Annotated in this window: 13 protein-coding genes and 1 pseudogene; 6 read left to right on the forward strand and 8 right to left on the reverse strand. The window is 50.6% G+C overall.

All coding sequences use genetic code 11. From position 1 onward, the window contains the following. Positions 1 to 70: 70 nt before the first annotated feature. Positions 71 to 217 (forward strand): annotated as a pseudogene (locus QN379_RS14110) (helix-turn-helix domain-containing protein); the annotation flags it as partial. A gap of 163 nt (positions 218 to 380) precedes the next feature. Here the strand turns inward: QN379_RS14110 and QN379_RS14115 are convergent. Further along, on the reverse strand, positions 381 to 1,814 hold the full coding sequence (locus tag QN379_RS14115; RefSeq protein ID WP_323506924.1) for an ISKra4 family transposase: 1,434 nt from the start codon (positions 1,812 to 1,814) through the stop codon (positions 381 to 383). A 442-nt stretch (positions 1,815 to 2,256) separates the two neighbouring features. Further along, the gene (locus tag QN379_RS14120) at positions 2,257 to 3,276 is read right to left on the reverse strand and encodes an IS110 family transposase (protein ID WP_323506925.1); all 1,020 of its coding nucleotides are present in this window, start codon (positions 3,274 to 3,276) and stop codon (positions 2,257 to 2,259) included. 198 nt (positions 3,277 to 3,474) lie between these two features. Between QN379_RS14120 and QN379_RS14125 the strand changes: the two genes are divergently transcribed. Next, on the forward strand, positions 3,475 to 3,780 hold the full coding sequence (locus tag QN379_RS14125) for a hypothetical protein (RefSeq protein ID WP_323506926.1): 306 nt from the start codon (positions 3,475 to 3,477) through the stop codon (positions 3,778 to 3,780). A gap of 768 nt (positions 3,781 to 4,548) precedes the next feature. Here QN379_RS14125 and QN379_RS14130 read toward each other — a convergent pair. Next, a complete protein-coding gene (locus QN379_RS14130) occupies positions 4,549 to 5,043 on the reverse strand; it encodes a carboxypeptidase-like regulatory domain-containing protein (protein ID WP_322240941.1) in 495 nt (164 codons plus the stop codon). A 777-nt stretch (positions 5,044 to 5,820) separates the two neighbouring features. Here QN379_RS14130 and QN379_RS14135 point away from each other — a divergent pair. The 3 genes from QN379_RS14135 to QN379_RS14145 all read left to right on the forward strand — a co-directional run bounded on the left by QN379_RS14135 (position 5,821) and on the right by QN379_RS14145 (position 9,652). Then, a complete protein-coding gene (locus QN379_RS14135) occupies positions 5,821 to 6,663 on the forward strand; it encodes a hypothetical protein (protein WP_322240943.1) in 843 nt (280 codons plus the stop codon). Between the two features lie 410 nt (positions 6,664 to 7,073). Beyond that, positions 7,074 to 8,213: a glutathione-independent formaldehyde dehydrogenase gene (locus QN379_RS14140; protein ID WP_322240945.1), complete on the forward strand. Its 1,140-nt coding sequence runs from the start codon at positions 7,074 to 7,076 to the stop codon at positions 8,211 to 8,213. 200 nt (positions 8,214 to 8,413) lie between these two features. Continuing rightward, positions 8,414 to 9,652, forward strand: coding sequence for a DUF2252 domain-containing protein (locus QN379_RS14145; RefSeq protein ID WP_322240947.1), 1,239 nt, complete (start codon positions 8,414 to 8,416; stop codon positions 9,650 to 9,652). Between the two features lie 113 nt (positions 9,653 to 9,765). On the opposite strand, the gene QN379_RS14150 is transcribed toward QN379_RS14145, so the two are convergent. The 5 genes from QN379_RS14150 to QN379_RS14170 form a co-directional block, all read right to left on the reverse strand. After that, on the reverse strand, positions 9,766 to 11,418 hold the full coding sequence (locus QN379_RS14150) for a bifunctional metallophosphatase/5'-nucleotidase (RefSeq protein WP_322240949.1): 1,653 nt from the start codon (positions 11,416 to 11,418) through the stop codon (positions 9,766 to 9,768). 65 nt (positions 11,419 to 11,483) lie between these two features. Then, positions 11,484 to 12,134 (reverse strand): MotA/TolQ/ExbB proton channel family protein, encoded by a 651-nt coding sequence (locus tag QN379_RS14155; protein ID WP_322240951.1) that lies wholly within the window; start codon positions 12,132 to 12,134, stop codon positions 11,484 to 11,486. Between the two features lie 169 nt (positions 12,135 to 12,303). Then, positions 12,304 to 14,619, reverse strand: a complete 2,316-nt coding sequence (locus QN379_RS14160; protein ID WP_322240953.1) for a TonB-dependent receptor — start codon at positions 14,617 to 14,619, stop codon at positions 12,304 to 12,306. Further along, the gene (locus QN379_RS14165; RefSeq protein WP_322240955.1) at positions 14,612 to 15,373 is read right to left on the reverse strand and encodes an energy transducer TonB; all 762 of its coding nucleotides are present in this window, start codon (positions 15,371 to 15,373) and stop codon (positions 14,612 to 14,614) included. Before QN379_RS14165 ends, QN379_RS14160 begins: the two co-directional genes overlap by 8 nt. A 6-nt stretch (positions 15,374 to 15,379) precedes the next feature. Further along, complete coding sequence (locus QN379_RS14170) at positions 15,380 to 15,787, reverse strand: biopolymer transporter ExbD (protein WP_322240957.1); 408 nt, start codon at positions 15,785 to 15,787, stop codon at positions 15,380 to 15,382. A 266-nt stretch (positions 15,788 to 16,053) separates the two neighbouring features. On the opposite strand from QN379_RS14170, the gene QN379_RS14175 reads away from it, so the two are divergent. Next, positions 16,054 to 17,250: a YbfB/YjiJ family MFS transporter gene (locus QN379_RS14175; RefSeq protein WP_322240959.1), complete on the forward strand. Its 1,197-nt coding sequence runs from the start codon at positions 16,054 to 16,056 to the stop codon at positions 17,248 to 17,250. The last annotated feature ends 4 nt before the right edge of the window (positions 17,251 to 17,254 follow it).

The following is a 17,254-nucleotide window of genomic DNA, read 5'->3' on the forward strand; positions in this document are numbered from 1 at the left end:
TGGGGTTACCCGGTTTGATAGAGGTGCGAATCTTTATTAAACCAGCGCGTAAGCGCCAAGGAGTAACCCCATGCGTAGTTTTCCTCAGAATGTCATCAAACACAAGGTCGGGCTGCTTAATTTAGCTGCTGAGCTCGGCAATGTTTCCCGTGCCTGCAAGGTAATGGGATTTTCCCGAGACACCTTTTACCGTTATCAATCGGCAATGGAAGCCGGGGTTATGTCGCATTAACTGTCGAGTCGAATATTCGTCTATGCTGATTATCTTTCCAGCGACGATGTGAAATGAGATGCTCGATACCAAAGGGATGCGATTTCCGATCGATGTGATTCTGGTGTGCATCCGCTGGTATGGAGTCCAGTCAAAACTGGAGGCAGGACTAGGCAAAGCGTTCGAAACGAACACTACTTTTCTCCTCCGATGTAAATCGTCGCGGTTCAGGCATTTCGCGCATTTTGAGCTCGCCATTTAGCACCGCGATCCGAACCTGAACAAGCAGGTGTGCACCCTTATTCGTCCAGCGCATCTGCCGCTTCTTTGCGCTCCGCAAGCTCACCACTTCGTTGACCGCCGATTCGGCAATACTACTGCTGATCGGCATGACGCGCCGATACCGCCATCCATAATTGACAAGGTATTGGCCATTGGATTCCAGGTACCAATACGTTCCACGAAGATTCCACCACAGCGTCGAGTACGCCGGATGTTCGGGCGTCACCTCGAGCATGTCGTGGATGCTCTTGATTCTCTGGACGGCTTCGGAACCTTTGCCATGCCACGTCAGCCATTTGGCCGACGCAATTTCGTCTTGTACGGAGCGTCCGTTCGGCGCCAACAAATGGGGAAATTTCCACGACGCATGTTCGATAGCACGAAATTTCATGGCGATGTGAAACCAATCCAAAATCCGATTCAACGGCCTCCTGGATCCATCGACGGCTTTCTCAAATTCTCCTGCGCCATCAGAAATAATCGTGATTTTCTGATCATTGGCGACGCCCTGTTCCGAGAGAAAATGATCCAGTCGGCTCGCTGCCGACGTGACCTCCCTGTTGACGTATCCATACACTTTGCAACTGCCATCGTCGCGCACCGCACGGCCGGCGATGATGTTCACGTGTCGTCCGGTAGGCGGCGGACGCTTAGAAGGGAAATACTGCGCAAGCGTGGCCTCATCCTTTTCTTTGCGAGAAGGCCGGTGGCGTAGCCATGCGGAATCCACCGCAAGAGCGACAATCTTGACGTGGGGATCGGCCAGCGGATAGTCTCGTTCACCGTGGATCGCGCTTTCGGCGTGATCATCGAGTTCCTGGCCGACCGCCCAGACGCGATTACGCAATTCGGATGTGGAGATGGTTTGATCGAGCGGCAAAATCTCTTTCATCAACGTCGTCGCCACCGCATAGGGAAGATGCGCTGCCCACTTGACTTGCAAGTATTCAAGCTCAGAACTGACGCGCAGCGGCATCGCTAATGCGAGCGGGCTGAACGATTTTGCGCTTTCTTCTTGAACGCACCTGCAGACGCGCAACTGCGGGCTGTCGATCGTTACTTTGCCAAAAACCGTTCGGTATCGGATCGCATGGGTCGCTTTGATCGATAAGGCCCTGCCACACTGCGGACAATTCAGGGATGCCGAAACAACGAAGCGAGTTTGTGCGGATACCAATGCACGCTGCGCCTCATGCACCAGACTTCTGCCTTCAGCCAGGTTTAGGCCCAGTTGTTTCAGATCGCCGTCGAGCCGTTCAACTTCAGCCAATCGTATTGCCTCGCCGCCGCCGTCAATTCGCGCCTCAATGATCATCCGCATGACAACCTCCGCAATGGATCGTGAGGGAACAAATATATCGCGAATCCGCCTTATCGGCTGCCTCCGGTTTTAACTGGACTCCATATCACCGAAGCAAAAATGCAAACAAAAGAAGGGCTAATCCTGCAAATTCAATGACTTATGGATTTTGGGTTGTTGGTAGTTTTTATATGGACGCCTCTCAATTGCCAAGGAATTTCTGTGTTTTAGTGGACAGGTAGGATGCAGTTTTATATCCGGCCTTATTGCAGCGGACAAGTCCCTGCCGGCCCCGATGGAATCCGCTGACCCATTCTTTATTTACTTCACGAGCTGTCAGCTCTTAAAACTGTCCAGGTTTGATGGGTCCCGGTCTGACCTGTTTTGCCATCACACTTCGTTACCTTGCGCAACCTTTCCTACCCAACCCTTCGTTAAAAACCGGTTTATCGATGTCAGTCCGTCATGCCGGCCTGACGCTTACATACGTCTTGTCGTACTGCCGATCATTCGCCAACAACGCCCAAATCATTCGCGCCATCTTGTTGGCCAGCGCCACTGTTACCACGTTGGCTGGTCGGCGCTTAGCCATGTCTTCCAGCCATCGGCCCGGCTCCTGCGCATGCGCCAGCACCGACCTGGCACCGTGTACCAGCAAGCTCCTGAGATACTTGTCTCCTCGCTTGCTGATGCCGAGTAACTTCACCTTGCCTCCGGTACCGATCTGCCTGGGCACCAGACCCAGCCATGCCGCGAACTCGCGCCCCGACTTGAATGCCCTGGCATCGCCCATCGCGGCTACCGCTGCCGTGGCAGTGATCAATCCGACGCCCGGTATTGTCGCAATCGTCATGCATGCCTTGTTCTGCGTCATCCAAGCCTGCAACCGGTTTTCGATCTCGCCAATTTGTACATCCAGCTTACTCAGCATCTCCCACTGTTCGCGCAGCGTGTCGATCAGCACCCGTGGCAAATTCTCACTCAACCGCGCCAGAACATCCATCATGGCTTTGTCGAGCGATGCCCGGCCAACCGCCATCACTTCACCATATTCTGTCAGCAAGCCCCGCAACCCGTTGCTTTGCATCGTGCGGAATTTGACCAATTGCTGCCGCATCAGATGCAATGCCAATACTGCCTGCTGCTCTTCCGTCTTGACCGCAACCGGTCTTACCGCTGCTTGCTGCGTTGCCACCCAGATTGCCCTTGCGTCGGCCACATCGTTCTTGTTGCCGCTGACAAACGCCTTGACCGCTTTACCCTGCATCACTTTGACCTGGTGACCCATCCCGATCAACCGCCTTGCCCAGTGCTGTGCGCCGCCGCACGCCTCCATTCCGATCAGACAGGGCGCGCGGTTCGCAAAATACTCCAGGAATTTATCCCGTTTGATCTGCTTGCTGGTAATTTCGCCGGTCGCCGGATCAACGGAATGCACCTGAAAAACACGCTTTGCAAGATCGACTCCAAATACGGTATTCATGGTGGGTTCTCCTTCCTCAAGGGGTGAGCTTCGAAACTCCACTTTGGCACATCTGATGCCGTCGGTCGAGAGAACCCTTTAGTCTTTCCGGTTCACCCCGCCAATTCCATCACCGGCCCTTGCGGGGAGAGGCGTCCATTCCATTTACTTCGATTGACGGAAGCGGAGTACGCAGCACGTATTACCGAACTCGACGGGGTGCGTAAGCACGCCCTGCTGCAAATTGATGAAGCACGGATTGAGTCGCGCCATTGGAAAGCCGAATTCGACCGGGTCGACGTCGAGAACAAATCCAGCGTCGTCACGTATCGTCAGCGGGCCTCTGCGCTTGATGCTGAACTTGCCGGCGTCCGTGGAAGACTTGGTGCGGTTGAGGAAGCTTTGGAAGCCTCGCGGCTGCGTTACGCTCAGCTGGAAGTCGCTGCAATGAACGAACGGCCACAAGTTGATGAACCCATTTCGCCGCAGCGTCATATACGCTCTAGGCTGATTAAACGACGATAAGAGAATCGGAAAGTTTTAAGGTGTAAGTCGTCATCTTAGCTCTTTAAATTTATTTAATGTCAACCCTCAAAAGACCTCGTGCGTTGAGGTAAGATTGTCAAATAAAGCATTTTTATTTGATAAGTTAATTCATGTTTGCAGAGCATATGGGTAAACAATCTTTGCTCTATTAAGTCTTGTGAGTATCCATTTATTTAGTAAACTTAGAGCAGTCAATTTTAACCATGGAAGACCTTAGTATGGCTATGAAAATGAAATTCCTATTGGTTGCGTTATGTGCAGTTTCAGTTCTAGCGGCATGTGGGAAAAAAGTTGATGGAGCCAGCCAGTCAACTTCAAATTCGACACCTACCCATGACCCCCTTTGGTGGTAATGCAGGTCACCCATGACCTCCTAAAGAGATAGAGAGGTTTAGTTTTAAAGAGAGCGAAGCCGCAATCTCGTTGATATCTTCAGGGACTGTAATATGGCAGACATCAAATCACAGCCCAACCACAAAAGTGTGCATTACTGATCATTTAGCTCGATTCGTTCCTATTTAATTTTTTTTGAGTAGTTTTCATGGATTTTTGGTGTAGCAGCAAATGGGTTTATGTCGTCGAACGAGAAAAAAATGGACCCTACTTCAGCCGCCCGCGACGATATTTTTTTCCGTAGGAGCTTATGCATTTCTTCGTCATGACGAAGAAATGGTTTGAGGTAGAGGCTAATGCCGTAGGAGCTTATGCATTTCTTCGTCATGACGAAGAAATGGTTTGAGGTAGAGGCTAATGCCGTAGGAGCTTATGCATTTCTTCGTCATGACGAAGAAATGGTTTGAGGTAGAGGCTAATGCGGGAGTTGATGGTGACGTTTGCGAGCGCTGCTACATTGGCGTCCTTGGCCCCTCCGGCCTTTTCTGACTTTTCTGACTCAGCTGCCCCTTTGCTCTCAGTTCCGATAGTGATAGCACGGGTCGTTACCGGCCCCGTGTCCACATGGACCGCCTGCTCTATAGGTGGTTGTTTTCCAACCGTAATCACTAGCGTGTAATTCCCTGGCGGCAAATCTTTAAATGAGAATTCGCCGTCGCTGGCACTAGAAGTGCTGTCACCGGTCTCGCGAATTTCCAGCCGTGCATTTGCTACCGGGCGCATGTCCGCATTAGATTGAAGATGACCCTGTAAACCACCTGAAGTCGCGGCAATAGCAACATGTGCGATGACGTTGGTGGTGAGCCCCAACAAGATGCATACTCGTTGTGCTCGTTTTTTACGTAGCATTATAGATTCCTTAACGAATTCGATATCACTATTACAGCAACCCGCGGAGGTGCGGGATTGCAAAGAGTGCTCAATATCTACTCGTTTTGTTACCGGAGAATTACAATGCGATGCATTCCGTTGCAATCAAACACGATCATCGCTGGCTAAGTATTGGATAAGTATTCAGTACTAGAATCATGCACCCCAGGTTATTTATGTTAATAAAAAGAAAAGTATTTGCGGGATCCTGGGCCTCAGAAAAATCGTCCATACGCACCAACTATATTTTGTAAAAGTGCTTGATGGACAGCTTGTGTATTAATCGAAGCTGGTTCATTAGGTTTGTCTTCCTTGCGCTCGATTTTATGCCACTATTTTTCCCCTTCTCTTGCCCCCTTACCCATAATTCCGAACGCCGGATTGCGTTTTGTCCGCTGATCGCACCTTGCGAAGTGCCGCTATAGTCCGCTTGCCGCCATTGTCAATTTGCGACTGTAAGAAGAAATTTAATGAATTACTAAAGCAGAATTTCAACTTTCAGTCGGTAAGATCCCATTGAAAGTGACTATCAGCCTATATTATTAATTCAATGGAAACTATCGCCATTCCTATGGCTATACTGACGCGCCATCGTTTGCAACGGTATAGCCGTCCGCCTTTGCAGCAGAGCAAATGGTACTGAAGTACCGCGCGTTACTGTTACTACTTTCACCACATCACTGCTATCAAAACACTGTCACCGCTCTCACACGCAGTTCCGCATAAACAAAGCACATCACGGTACAAAGAGGAAAAATGTTCAATTTCAAAAAAAACCTTAGAGGGTCACGCGCTGTGTTCCAGGCAAGCGCTTCCAAAAGTCATCCGCGCGCGTGGTTTGTGCGTAGTTTGTTGGGGTGCACATGCGCAGTGAGTGCAGGTTTTTCATTACCTGTCCAGGCTGCACCAGAAGAAGTTCAAGTCTACATGGACGATTTAAGTGGTCCCGGTCATTTCGGTCTCGATGTGCATAACAACTATGTGATTTCTGGGGCTGATACCCCAGCCTATAAAGGTGAGTTGCCTCCTCGCCATGTGTACCGTCTGACGCCTGAATTTTATTACGGCCTTACCAAGACAATTGAATTGGGCCTGTACGTTCTGACCACGCGTGATGCGCAGGGTGGCACGCACAACGAAGGTGGAAAGGTACGCATTAAGTACATCGCGCCTCACGATGCAACAACGGGGTTTTTTTGGGGCGTTAATCTGGAAGCAGGGAAAACTAATTTACGTGTATCGGAAATGGCTTGGAATGCTCAGTTAAAAGGTATTTTGGGTTATCGGACAGGTCCGTGGACATTGGCCATCAATCCAAATCTGGATTGGAGCCCATCAAAAGGTGGTGGCCCGGTGGTAGGGTCGCTTGATGGAAAAGTAGCGTATAGCTTGGCAGAAAAGACGCAGATTGGCTTCGAAATATACAACGAACTAGGTCCTGTGAGTAATCCTCAGGCACTCAACAAAAACAGCAAAACATTGTATGCGGTGGTGGATCAGGAGGCGGGCGGATTTGATATTAACGCGGGGATAGGTCGAGGTCTCACCAACGATGCGGACCGCTGGGTACTGAAATTTATTGTCGGTACGCACTTCTGATTGATGCAGTTGTAACGGTTTACTTCAAGGCTGCATTACCGAATCGGTCTGTCGCATTTGATGTTGATGTAAAACGACTGTCTACCTCCCGTTACGCTAAATTTTGGGTGAGTTCGCGGCAATAAGACCGCAATTGGTGCGGAACTATTTTTTCATAACTTTATCTACCAAATCTTGAGAAATATTTTTTATTACTGCAAATATTAGCAATGTTTTAGAGAATCATTTTTTCAAAAATTCTCAGTAAATGCGCCGAATTTTGAATGTTTATCGTGTTATTTAACCTGTTGTCTGTAGCAAGATAAACGTATTAGTTGCGTAAGCTCAAGAGACATTTTTTGCGAGCAGCGTCTTTTTTGTGTCTGGAGTAACCGCAACCCCGATGTGACCACCATACAGAAGGAGTCGTTATGAAAGCAGTCATCTATAAAGGTCCACGCGATGTCGAGGTGAAAGAAGTTCCTGATGCCACGATTGAGAAAGCTACCGATGTGCTGGTGAAAATTACCACCACCAATATTTGCGGATCGGATCTTCATATGTATGAAGGGAGGACCAATTTCGAACCGGGAAATATTTTCGGGCATGAAAACCTGGGTGTGGTGATTGAAATCGGTAGTGCCGTAGAGCGCATCAAAGTGGGCGATCACGTCTGCATGCCCTTTAACATTGGATGTGGTTTTTGCGAAAACTGTGAACGTGGATTGACCGGATATTGCTTGATCGCAAATCCTGGTTCTGCCGGGGCAGCGTATGGCTTCGCAGGGATGGGGCCGTATAAAGGAGGGCAGGCAGAACTGTTGCGCGTTCCTTATGCGGATTTCAATTGTCTTGTTTTGCCGCCCGATGCCGAAGAAAAAGAAAATGATTACGTCATGCTGTCAGATATATTTCCCACCGGCTATCACGCCACGGAACTCGCCGGCGTGCAGGTGGGCGATTCAGTGGTTGTGTATGGCGCCGGACCTGTCGGTCTGATGGCGGCCTACTCATCAATCATTAAAGGCGCAAGCAAGGTGATGGTTGTTGATATCCATAAGGACCGACTAGATCTTGCTGAAAAAATTGGGGCGATTCCAATCGATGATAGTGACGGGTCCGGTATAGAGCAGGTATTGGCGTTGACGGACGGGATGGGTGCTGATCGCGGCTGTGAATGTGTTGGTTATCAATGTTGCGACCATAAACGGCATGAGGTGCCGAATCTGACGATGAATAGTCTGGTGCAGACCGTGCGCGCTACAGGTGGCATTGGCGTAGTTGGCGTTTTTATTCCGGAAGACCCGGGCGCAGCAGATAAGCTCGCCAGGGAAGGAAAAATTGCTTTCGATATGGGGCAGTTCTGGTTTAAGGGCCAACGTATAGCGACCGGGCAGGCCAACGTAAAAGCCTATAACCGCAAGTTAAGTAAATTAATCGCGGTCGGTAAAGCGACGCCATCATTTCTCATTTCACATGAACTGCCGCTAGAGGAAGCCCCTAAAGCCTATAAACATTTCGATGCACGCAAGGACGGTTGGACCAAGGTTGTTTTGAAACCGGGGATGTAAAACCGGAGACTACGTTCTTGCCAAACGATCCTTACAAGGATGCTCATGGCTCTACTTTAGTTATTCAGTCATGAGCAGGTCACAATGTGTTGGCAAGAGGGAAACGTTTACATCTGGGCTTGTGTTGTGCGTCCATCCATCACAAATTGCTCTGCAATTTCGATATGATGTGTGTAATTAGCCATCGATCGGACAGCCCAATGACCAAGAAAAATTCCCCGTATTCATCCGTTATCATTGACGCCATCCAGCGCAACAATGCAGGCCGTGAGCCCGAGCGGCTGGCGATGAAGTACGCCAAGATGTCCCAGAACCCGTTCATCTTCCTGCGCGGTACCTGTCATCTGTTCTACGATGCATTGCCGGATACTCCGCTATTTCGGGATGCGCCTCTGGCATGGTGTTGCGGGGATTTGCATTTTGAGAACTTCGGCAGCTACAAGGGCGACAACCGGCTGGTTTATTTCGACATCAATGACTACGACGAGGCCGCTTTGGCTCCCGCTACTTGGGATATGGTGCGGTTATTGACCAGCGTCCAGTGCGGCGCTGATGCGCTGCGTGCGACACGCGCGGAAGCGTTAGCGGTTAGCCAGAGCTGTCTGGATGCTTACCGCAGTGCCCTCATTACCGGCAAGCCGCTCTGGGTCGAACGAGAAACCTCCAGTGGGCTGGTAAATACGCTGTTAACGGCCTTACAGGGTCGGGAGCGTGCTGCGTTCTTGAACAAGCGGACAATTTCCAAGGGCCAGCGACGTAGCTTGAAAATAGATTGCGTAAAGGCGCTGCCTGCCTCTGATTCTCAGAAAAAGACGGTCATCAAGTTTATGGATCGTTATGCATCCAGCCAGCAGAACCCGAATTTTTTTCAGGTACTCGATGTGGCACGCCGTATCGCAGGTACCGGTAGCCTTGGGGTGGAACGTTTTGTCGTGCTGGTCAATGGAAAGGGCTCTCCGGACGGCAACTATCTGCTCGACATTAAAGAGGCCAAACCGTCCGCGCTGGTACCTCATCTCAACCGCCTAGGGATCAAACAGCCGGTTTGGGCGGATGAAGCGAGCCGTGTAGTGGCGATTCAAAAACGGATGCAAGCGGTTGATCACGCATTTTTACAGCCGGTAAAACTGGCTGGATTGTCGTGCATCCTTAAAGGCTTACAACCCTCAGAAGATCGGGTGGCGATCGGCGACTGGGGCAAAAAGCTCGACCGCCTGAAGGAGGTCGTATCCACGATGGGCCGCAATCTGGCATGGGATCAACTTCGCGCATCCGGACGATCAGGCGCAGCTAATGCAGATGCGCTGATCGCCTTCGCACAAGGGGATGACTGGATGCAAGAGATGCTGGATGCGTCGCTAGAAATGACGCATACAACGCAGCAGCAATGGCAAACTTTTGTAGCGTGGCGAAGCAGTAATCCAACACCTGCTGATTGAAGTTTCAGGAGCAAAGCCACGCCAGTGATTGAGAGCCTTAACCTTTCATGCCGGTCGTACTTCAAAGAAGCCCGGTGTGATCCTTTTGGATTTCCCGCGTTTTTTGAAAATCATCAGTGCACGCGCACAATCCGATAAGCTGCGCGTGGTAGTCCTGCCGGATGTCCATCGCGTTCGCGTGCAATCAAATACCTGCTCAGCGCATCCAGATCATTGATGCCGGTATCCAGACGTTCGGTGCCTTGGGTTAGCACACTGAATCCGTCGCCGCCCTGGGCAATGAAGCTATTGAGGCTGACCCGGTATTGCTGATGCGCGTCTATAGCAATCCCATTGAGCGTCACGCTGCCTAATACCACGCGGTGTCCGACGGGTTGTTTCAGGTCCCAGCGATACTGCAGACCATCCGAAATTTGCAGCATGTTGTGACCCCAGCCCTGTTGCTCGAGCAAGGCTAATAGCTGAGCGCCACTGAGCGATTCCACGATCAGCGTATTACCAAATGGCATAGTGATCGCGAGCTGCGCATAGTTACTGCCATTGGTACCGCTTTCCAGATCCTCGCGGATGCTGCTTTGGTTAAGCATTGCGATTTTTGCGCCAAATTCGCGGGTCGCCGCAAGTTGTGAATCGGCGATCACATCGCCCAATGGCGACTCTCCGGCATCGTTCATCGCGCGGTCGATACGCGGCAACGCGAGGTGTGCAATCGGTTTTGCCAACACCGCTTCGCTGCGTGCCTTTAGTTGTTGTAGAAATAGAGAAAGGGCAGGGTCAGGCACGTATTTATTAGTTTCCATCAAGACGTTATGCGCAGTGATAGCAGTAATTTTTTTTGATAAGTCAACAATTTTGGGATCAATCGTCAATTTAATGCGCGTTAGCATGTGACCGTAAGATTCCCCCTGTGTCACGGTGCGCCCATCAACCTGGCAGGTGTAGCCATGATGCGTATGCGCGCTGATGATCAGCTTGATCGCCGGGTCCAGATGTTTGACGATCTCGACTATCGGACCGCGCAGCTGCGAACAACCGGTCTGGTCGAATGGCTCCTCCGTTTCGCCACCCTGATGAATCAAGACTACGATAGCGCTGACACCTTGGGCCTTAATCTCGGGTACCCACCGATTGATGGCATTTGCTTCATCGGTAAAATGTACGTTAGCGATACCGCTACCGGATACAATCCCTGCGGTACCTTGTAGAACAGCGCCAATAAACGCGATCTTGATGCCATGTGTCTGTTCGATGCGATACGCTGCCAGTATGGGCTGGTTGCTGGCGTTGTCGATAACGTTAGCGGCCAGATAGGGGAACTGTGCGCCTGGAAAATTACTCTCAAAACGACAAGCTTTGTCTGGACGGGTTGATTTACAACCGCCATGTTGATAGCGCATTAACTCTGCACTTCCTTGATCAAATTCGTGATTTCCAACTGAGCTTACGCGTAGTTTGAGTTGATTGAGCGCCAGAATAGTCGGCTCATCGGCCCACAGCGAAGATAGTGCCGGAGTGGCGCCAATCATATCGCCAGCACCCACGAATAGTAATTGTGGATCTTCGGCACGCCAGACATTCAAGGCACCGCCGATTGTATCGATGCCGCCAACTTTGATCTTGCGTGCAGCCGGTTCGCCAGCAGCGATAAAGCTTTTCGTCTCTGATTCAAGATGGCCATGTAAATCGTTTATAGCGACAAGATTGACTTCAACCGGCGCTCCCGACGAAGCGTTTTGTAACGCGCTGCATGCTGTTATTGCAATCAAAACAGCGCTACAAAAAATAAGCTTCCAAGTCAAAGGCTTTGTACGCATAGTGTTTAAAGATTCCATCAAGCGATATGCAATTTATTGGGCTCGGCCGCAGCCTGTATCTGGGTGCGTTTGTCGGTGATCCCGCCGACACAGGCGCGTAGCATCAACACTTTCAAATGATCGTTAATACGTTCAATACGCTCCTGAAACATATTAAAGAAAAACATCCCCACTACAGCGATGCCGATACCCAGCGCTGTGGCGTAGAGCGCCGTACCGATCCCTTGTGACACCTGACCTGGATCAGATACGCCGGACACAGCGAGCGCTTTAAAGGTATCGATGATACCTAAGATCGTACCAAGCAGGCCCAACAGGGGGGCGGCGGTGACGATCGTATCGAGAATCCATAGCCGATGCTGGACTGCACCGCGGTTGGCAATATATACCGACTCACTAAAATCTTCGAGGTCTTTTTCGGTAGTCAATTGATGTTTTTCGGCCAAAATATCGGACACTAACGTGAGCGGTAAACTAGGCTGCGCGGTCAGTTCCTGTGGCAATTCTTGTACATGCTGTACCGCATGCGTCATCGCTTTTTCTAGTCCAATTGCCTGACGCAGCGTGTAATTGAAAAACAATCCGCGCTCGATAATCACGAAGATTGCCAAGGCAGCGCACGCGTACATCACATAGAACGCCAGCTGGTGAAATAATTGCATGTTCATGCGTGAACCTTTTTACATAAATTAAGTGAGGTTATGCAAGGTAATAGAAGCGAAAGCTTGATAAAACCCGCAGACAAAGACAGTTTTGCGTGTAGCCGGACCGTCCTTGCTGCCCGGAAGCCTGTAGCGGCAAGGACGAGCGGCAAGGACGATTTATGGTGGGTCCCGTTTAGAACGAACCCGCCAAGGTTACCGTTGCGGCACGGGCGCCACCGACAACGTAATTGGGCACGCCAGCGGCTACTTTGCCGTAGGCTATCGCATTGGTGGCGACGCTATTGACTGCGGCAAGATACTGTTTGTTAAACAAATTCAAGCCGGACAGCGTGATCGTTGCGCCCTTCATGAAACCGATTTTTTCAAAGCGGTAACCAGCGCTCACATCAAACAACGTATAGCCACCGATCCTCTCGTTGTTCGTCATGTCGCCGTAGACACTGCTGGTGTATTTGCCAGTCAATGTTGAAAAGAAACGCTTGTCGTCATAGCCCAGGCTGGCACTCAACATTTGCCGTGGCGTATTGGTGAACTGCTTCCCTTGGGTTGGCAGCGCTACGCCGTTGGTAACGAAGTTATCCTGTTGAATCGCGCTGGTAAAACTATATGCACTGTGCACATTAAGAGTCTTGCTCAATGCGTAGCTGGCTTCGAGTTCGAAGCCTTTATTCACGACGTTACCGACGTTGAAGTTAAAGCTGGTACCGTCGGTATCGACAACCTGTGCCATGCGATTGCTAAAACTGATGTAAAACAGTGTCGCGCCAAATGCTGCCCGTTCTGCGCTATAACGCCAGCCTAGTTCTTGCGACCACGACGTCTCCGGCATTTGATCGGCCTTGCGCGTAACGTTACCGTTAGGCAGTAAGGTGAAATCGTACAACGTATAATTTTGCGGCGCGCGGAACGTGTGGGTCAGGTTATAAAACGTGCTATTACGTTGGTCGATCTGGTATTTCAGACCAATACTAGGCAAAAACTCCTGATAGTCCTTACTGGCTTTGACATCCTGACCGTTGGTATTTGCCAAGGTGCCGTAATCATCTCCGCTACGGCGGACGTGGTCGTAGGCCACGCCAGCTAAGACACTGAACTGGTCGCTGAAAATGACCGAGTCTTGCAAGAAAAGCTTCTGTGAAATTGTTGTGGTGTAGCGATTGCGGCCGCTGGCTTGAACGATGTTGCCGTTCTTGTCCACCAGCGCGTTCGAGTGTCCCCACGAATCAGATGGGCTACCACTTTGATCGATAGGAATGAAAGGACCAGTCTGCATTTGGCGCGACCGCTCCATCCAGTAACCCAGGCTCAGGTCATTTGCACCCAGACTGGTTTTAAGGATGGTCGTTATGCCTGGACGATAAGTGACAGTATTCGAAATCTTATAAAAAGCGTCAGTGCGCGCACCGCTGGGTAAAGTCTGGGTAGTTACAGCGCCAGCAGGGAAGCCGATCTGTCCACTAGAGCCGCCGCCGTTACCGTACCAGAAATATGGATTAACGATCAGTTGCAGATTATCGGCTAGTTTAAATTTGCCATTAAGGACGGCCAGATAGTTCTCAAAAGGATTCTGGTGAAACTGGTAGTAATTGGTGTTGACCTTGCCATTGCTACCCAGCAGTGAACTGGTGTAGAGGGCATTACCGGTCTGATACTGCGCCTTGGTCAAGCTACTGAACTGATCATTGTTCTGATGGTTATACTTGAATGTAAAATCCAGGCTGTTATCCGGATTGATATCCAGCACCGATTTCATCTCAAAGCGATTCGTGCGTAAGCTGCCAGGTTCACGCCATTTGTTTTCGCCAGTATGCGACGCTGAAAACCAGGTGCGCATTTTCCCAATGCCCACATCGTGCTCACCGGTATTAATACGGACAAATTCTTTATTCAGTCGGTTGTTGCCCACTATCTGCTCAATATACGCGCCAAATTCCCTGGTCGGCAGCATCGTCACTAAACCGATATTGCCGCCGCTGGCGCCGATATGCGGTGCATCGGTATCAGTCGAACCCTGCGTAACAAAAATTTGCTGCAAGTTTTCTATGTCGCCCAGCTCGGTTGGATAAATAGCGAAATTACCCGAGTCGTTAACTGGTGCACCATCGACAGTAAAACCGATCTGATCTGAGTTAAAGCCGCGCATGGTAAAGTTGGCGTCTGCCAAACCGGCGGCGTCACTCGACGTGACATGCACGCCCGGCACTGTAGAAAGCAGTTGTACCGCGTTATTTGTTGCAGGCCTTTGTTTCAACGCTTCACCAGTGATGGTGGAACGCGACTTCGGCGCATCTTCATCCACCATCAGGCCACCGCTACGCACATCGCTTTGGACATCGATATTACCCAAATTTACGTCATCGGCAGCAAATGCCATGGTCGTGCAACCAGCCAGTCCAGCGACGATCATAGCCAGGTATAAAGGGCGATATTGCAGTCTTTTAGGACTACTATGATTGCCGTTGCTCTTGCTTTGCGCCTTGTTATTCATGCGTTTCCCCTTGTAAATCATTTGGTTCCCTGTGTGTATCAGTGCTGTAAAAGAATGTGACGATAAAGCGTTTTTGGTCTATGCCTCTAAACGCGTCCGATGGAAATTTTTCGACTTGTTTCAGCCGTCTTAAACTACTTTCTGCAGCCCTGTTCAACAGCATGCTTGACGCTGGCGTGTCAATTCCCGATCCGTTCACCTCTCCATTGCGATTGACCTCCAGCCATACCACCACCTTGCCTTGCGGCTGCTCCATAGTGGCTTCACGCGAATGCGGATAGGTTTTTTGGCGCTCTACATCTGCCTTCAATTTGGCGTAATAATTTTTCTCAAGCGAGATATCGACGCTCGGCTTGGGAGTCGGTGCTGGTGTCAGCGCAGGCGTTACAGGAGCAGGAGTCGGCACGGGCACGGCGACTTGCGTCGCGGTGGGGTTACCCGGCACGTGGCTCGGGCTTACCTCGGCGATTGAAGTTGGCGCAGCCGCTTGAAGAATCGGACGATTCTGCGGGGGAGGTTGCACCACGCTAGCCTTCATCGGCGGCGCCGACTTGGGGGGAGGGGGCGATGGAAGATTTGGCACCAGCACCGCGGCAGGTTCCATCAAGGTAATCTTTACGAGCGTATCATCCTGATGCGGTGCGATGCTGATCGCCTTTTGCAGGCCTGTAACCACCAGAATGACAAGCAAAAAAATTGCCGGAAGGCTTGCGGCAGCATTTCGAAAACGGAACAAAAATGGCATCGTCATCATGGCACGCTAACGCTTACGGGTGGCGATAGAAATCGATTCAAAGCCGTTCTGCTTTAAGATATCCATGACATCTACCAACCGTTGTACTTCAACCCCGCGATCACTATTAACAATGACGTTCAGTTGTTCGCCGGACTTCTTGCTACTGTTCAGGCGCGCGACCAGTTCAGCCATCTTGATAGCGATACCATCAACTTGTAACGCATCGTTTAATCCAAGCGTGATGACGGCCTTATTCTGCGGCTTTAGTTCTTGTGAATTGTTGGAGGTTGGTAAATGTGTTTTTAGGCCTAGGGCCGGGATCACGTTCAAACTTATCAGTACAAAAAATACCAGCAAAAACATCATCACGTCGATCATTGGAATAATTTCCACGCGTGCTTTCCGTTTTTTTGGTTCATCCCAACTACGCATGGTGTTACTCCGATTAACGATTTTTTAAAAAAAGAGGTGCTAAAATTATAATTTTTTGATTAGGCGGAGCATATAGAGGATTTATTTCAGCGGTATTACATCGGCGGCCCGAAATGTAAAATCCCGCTGAATGGGTGACAAACAGCTTGGACGTTGTTCCTGCTAAAATGGCAACTTAAAAAAAATTAATCAGACTATTCGACCATCACCTCTGCGGCCTGCGCCTCCAGTACATCAAACGAAGGAGTCGGTTAGCCGACAGCGAAATGCGCCATCCCATTTTAATAGCAGTCTTTTTGTCCTTTGGTGCTGCGGTTGCTTTAGGCTTATCACGCTTCTCATACGGCTTGCTACTGCTGCCTATGCGGGCCGATTTAGGATGGTCCTATTTGCTCGCGGGAGCGATGAATACCGGTAATGCGTTCGGTTACTTTCTGGGTGCGCTGGTCACCCCAAGCATCATACGACGGGTCGGACCGCAACGATTAATGATCATCGGCGCAGTGTTAACAGGCGCGTTCATGTTGCTGTCCGGTTTTATGACGAACGCTGGCGTGCTGTTATTTCAACGTGTTTTGGCGGGTATTTCCAGTGCCTTCATCTTTATCGCCGGCGGTGTACTGGCCGCACATCTCGGCGCATTGCGTGGCAAGCAGGTGGGTTTGCTGCTCGGCCTGTACTATGGCGGCACCGGCGTTGGTATCGTGCTGTCCGCAATCGTCGTCCCGATCACCTTAACCGCGGCGCAGATACATGGCGCTTCTCATGCATGGCAGTGGGCATGGTATGCACTGGGAGCGATTTGTTTTCTCGCCACACTCCTCATGCGCTTTGCAACCAGCAGCATCCCTCAGACATCGCAACTTAAGGGTGGGCATGATCACTTTAAGGTACGTTTGTTCGGCTTTGGTTTGACATCGTATTTCTTGTTTGGCGTGGGCTATATCGGTTACATGACGTTCATCGTCGCACTCCTCAAGGAACAGGGCATGCGGCCCTCAATGATCACGCTGTTTTATACCGCCTTGGGGATAGCGGTGATGGCGTCGTCGTTTATCTGGGCGCGCATGCTGGACTACTTCAAAGGTGGTCAAACGCTGGCGATTTTGAATGGCTTGCTTGGTGTAGCGACCCTGTTGCCGGTCTTGACGGTATCGACGCCAGTGCTATTCATATCGGGAATATTATTTGGTGGCGTCTTTTTGTCTGTAGTCAGCTCAGCGACCGCATTGGTACGTCATAACTTGCCCAGTGCCGCATGGTCAGCAGGCATCAGCGTCTTCACGATCGCATTTGCGCTGGGGCAAATCGCAGGTCCGACGGTCACCGGCTGGATTGCCGACGGCCCTGGGGGACTAGCGACGGGATTCGTGTTTTCGGCACTGGTGCTTTTTGCAGGTGCCGCGCTAGCGCTGTGCCAGCGTGCGCTGCTCCCCATAACCGATGCCGTGTTGTGCGACTAAAGTC

The organism is Glaciimonas sp. Gout2 (assembly GCF_035018905.1).
Classification (GTDB): Bacteria; Pseudomonadota; Gammaproteobacteria; order Burkholderiales; family Burkholderiaceae_D; genus Glaciimonas.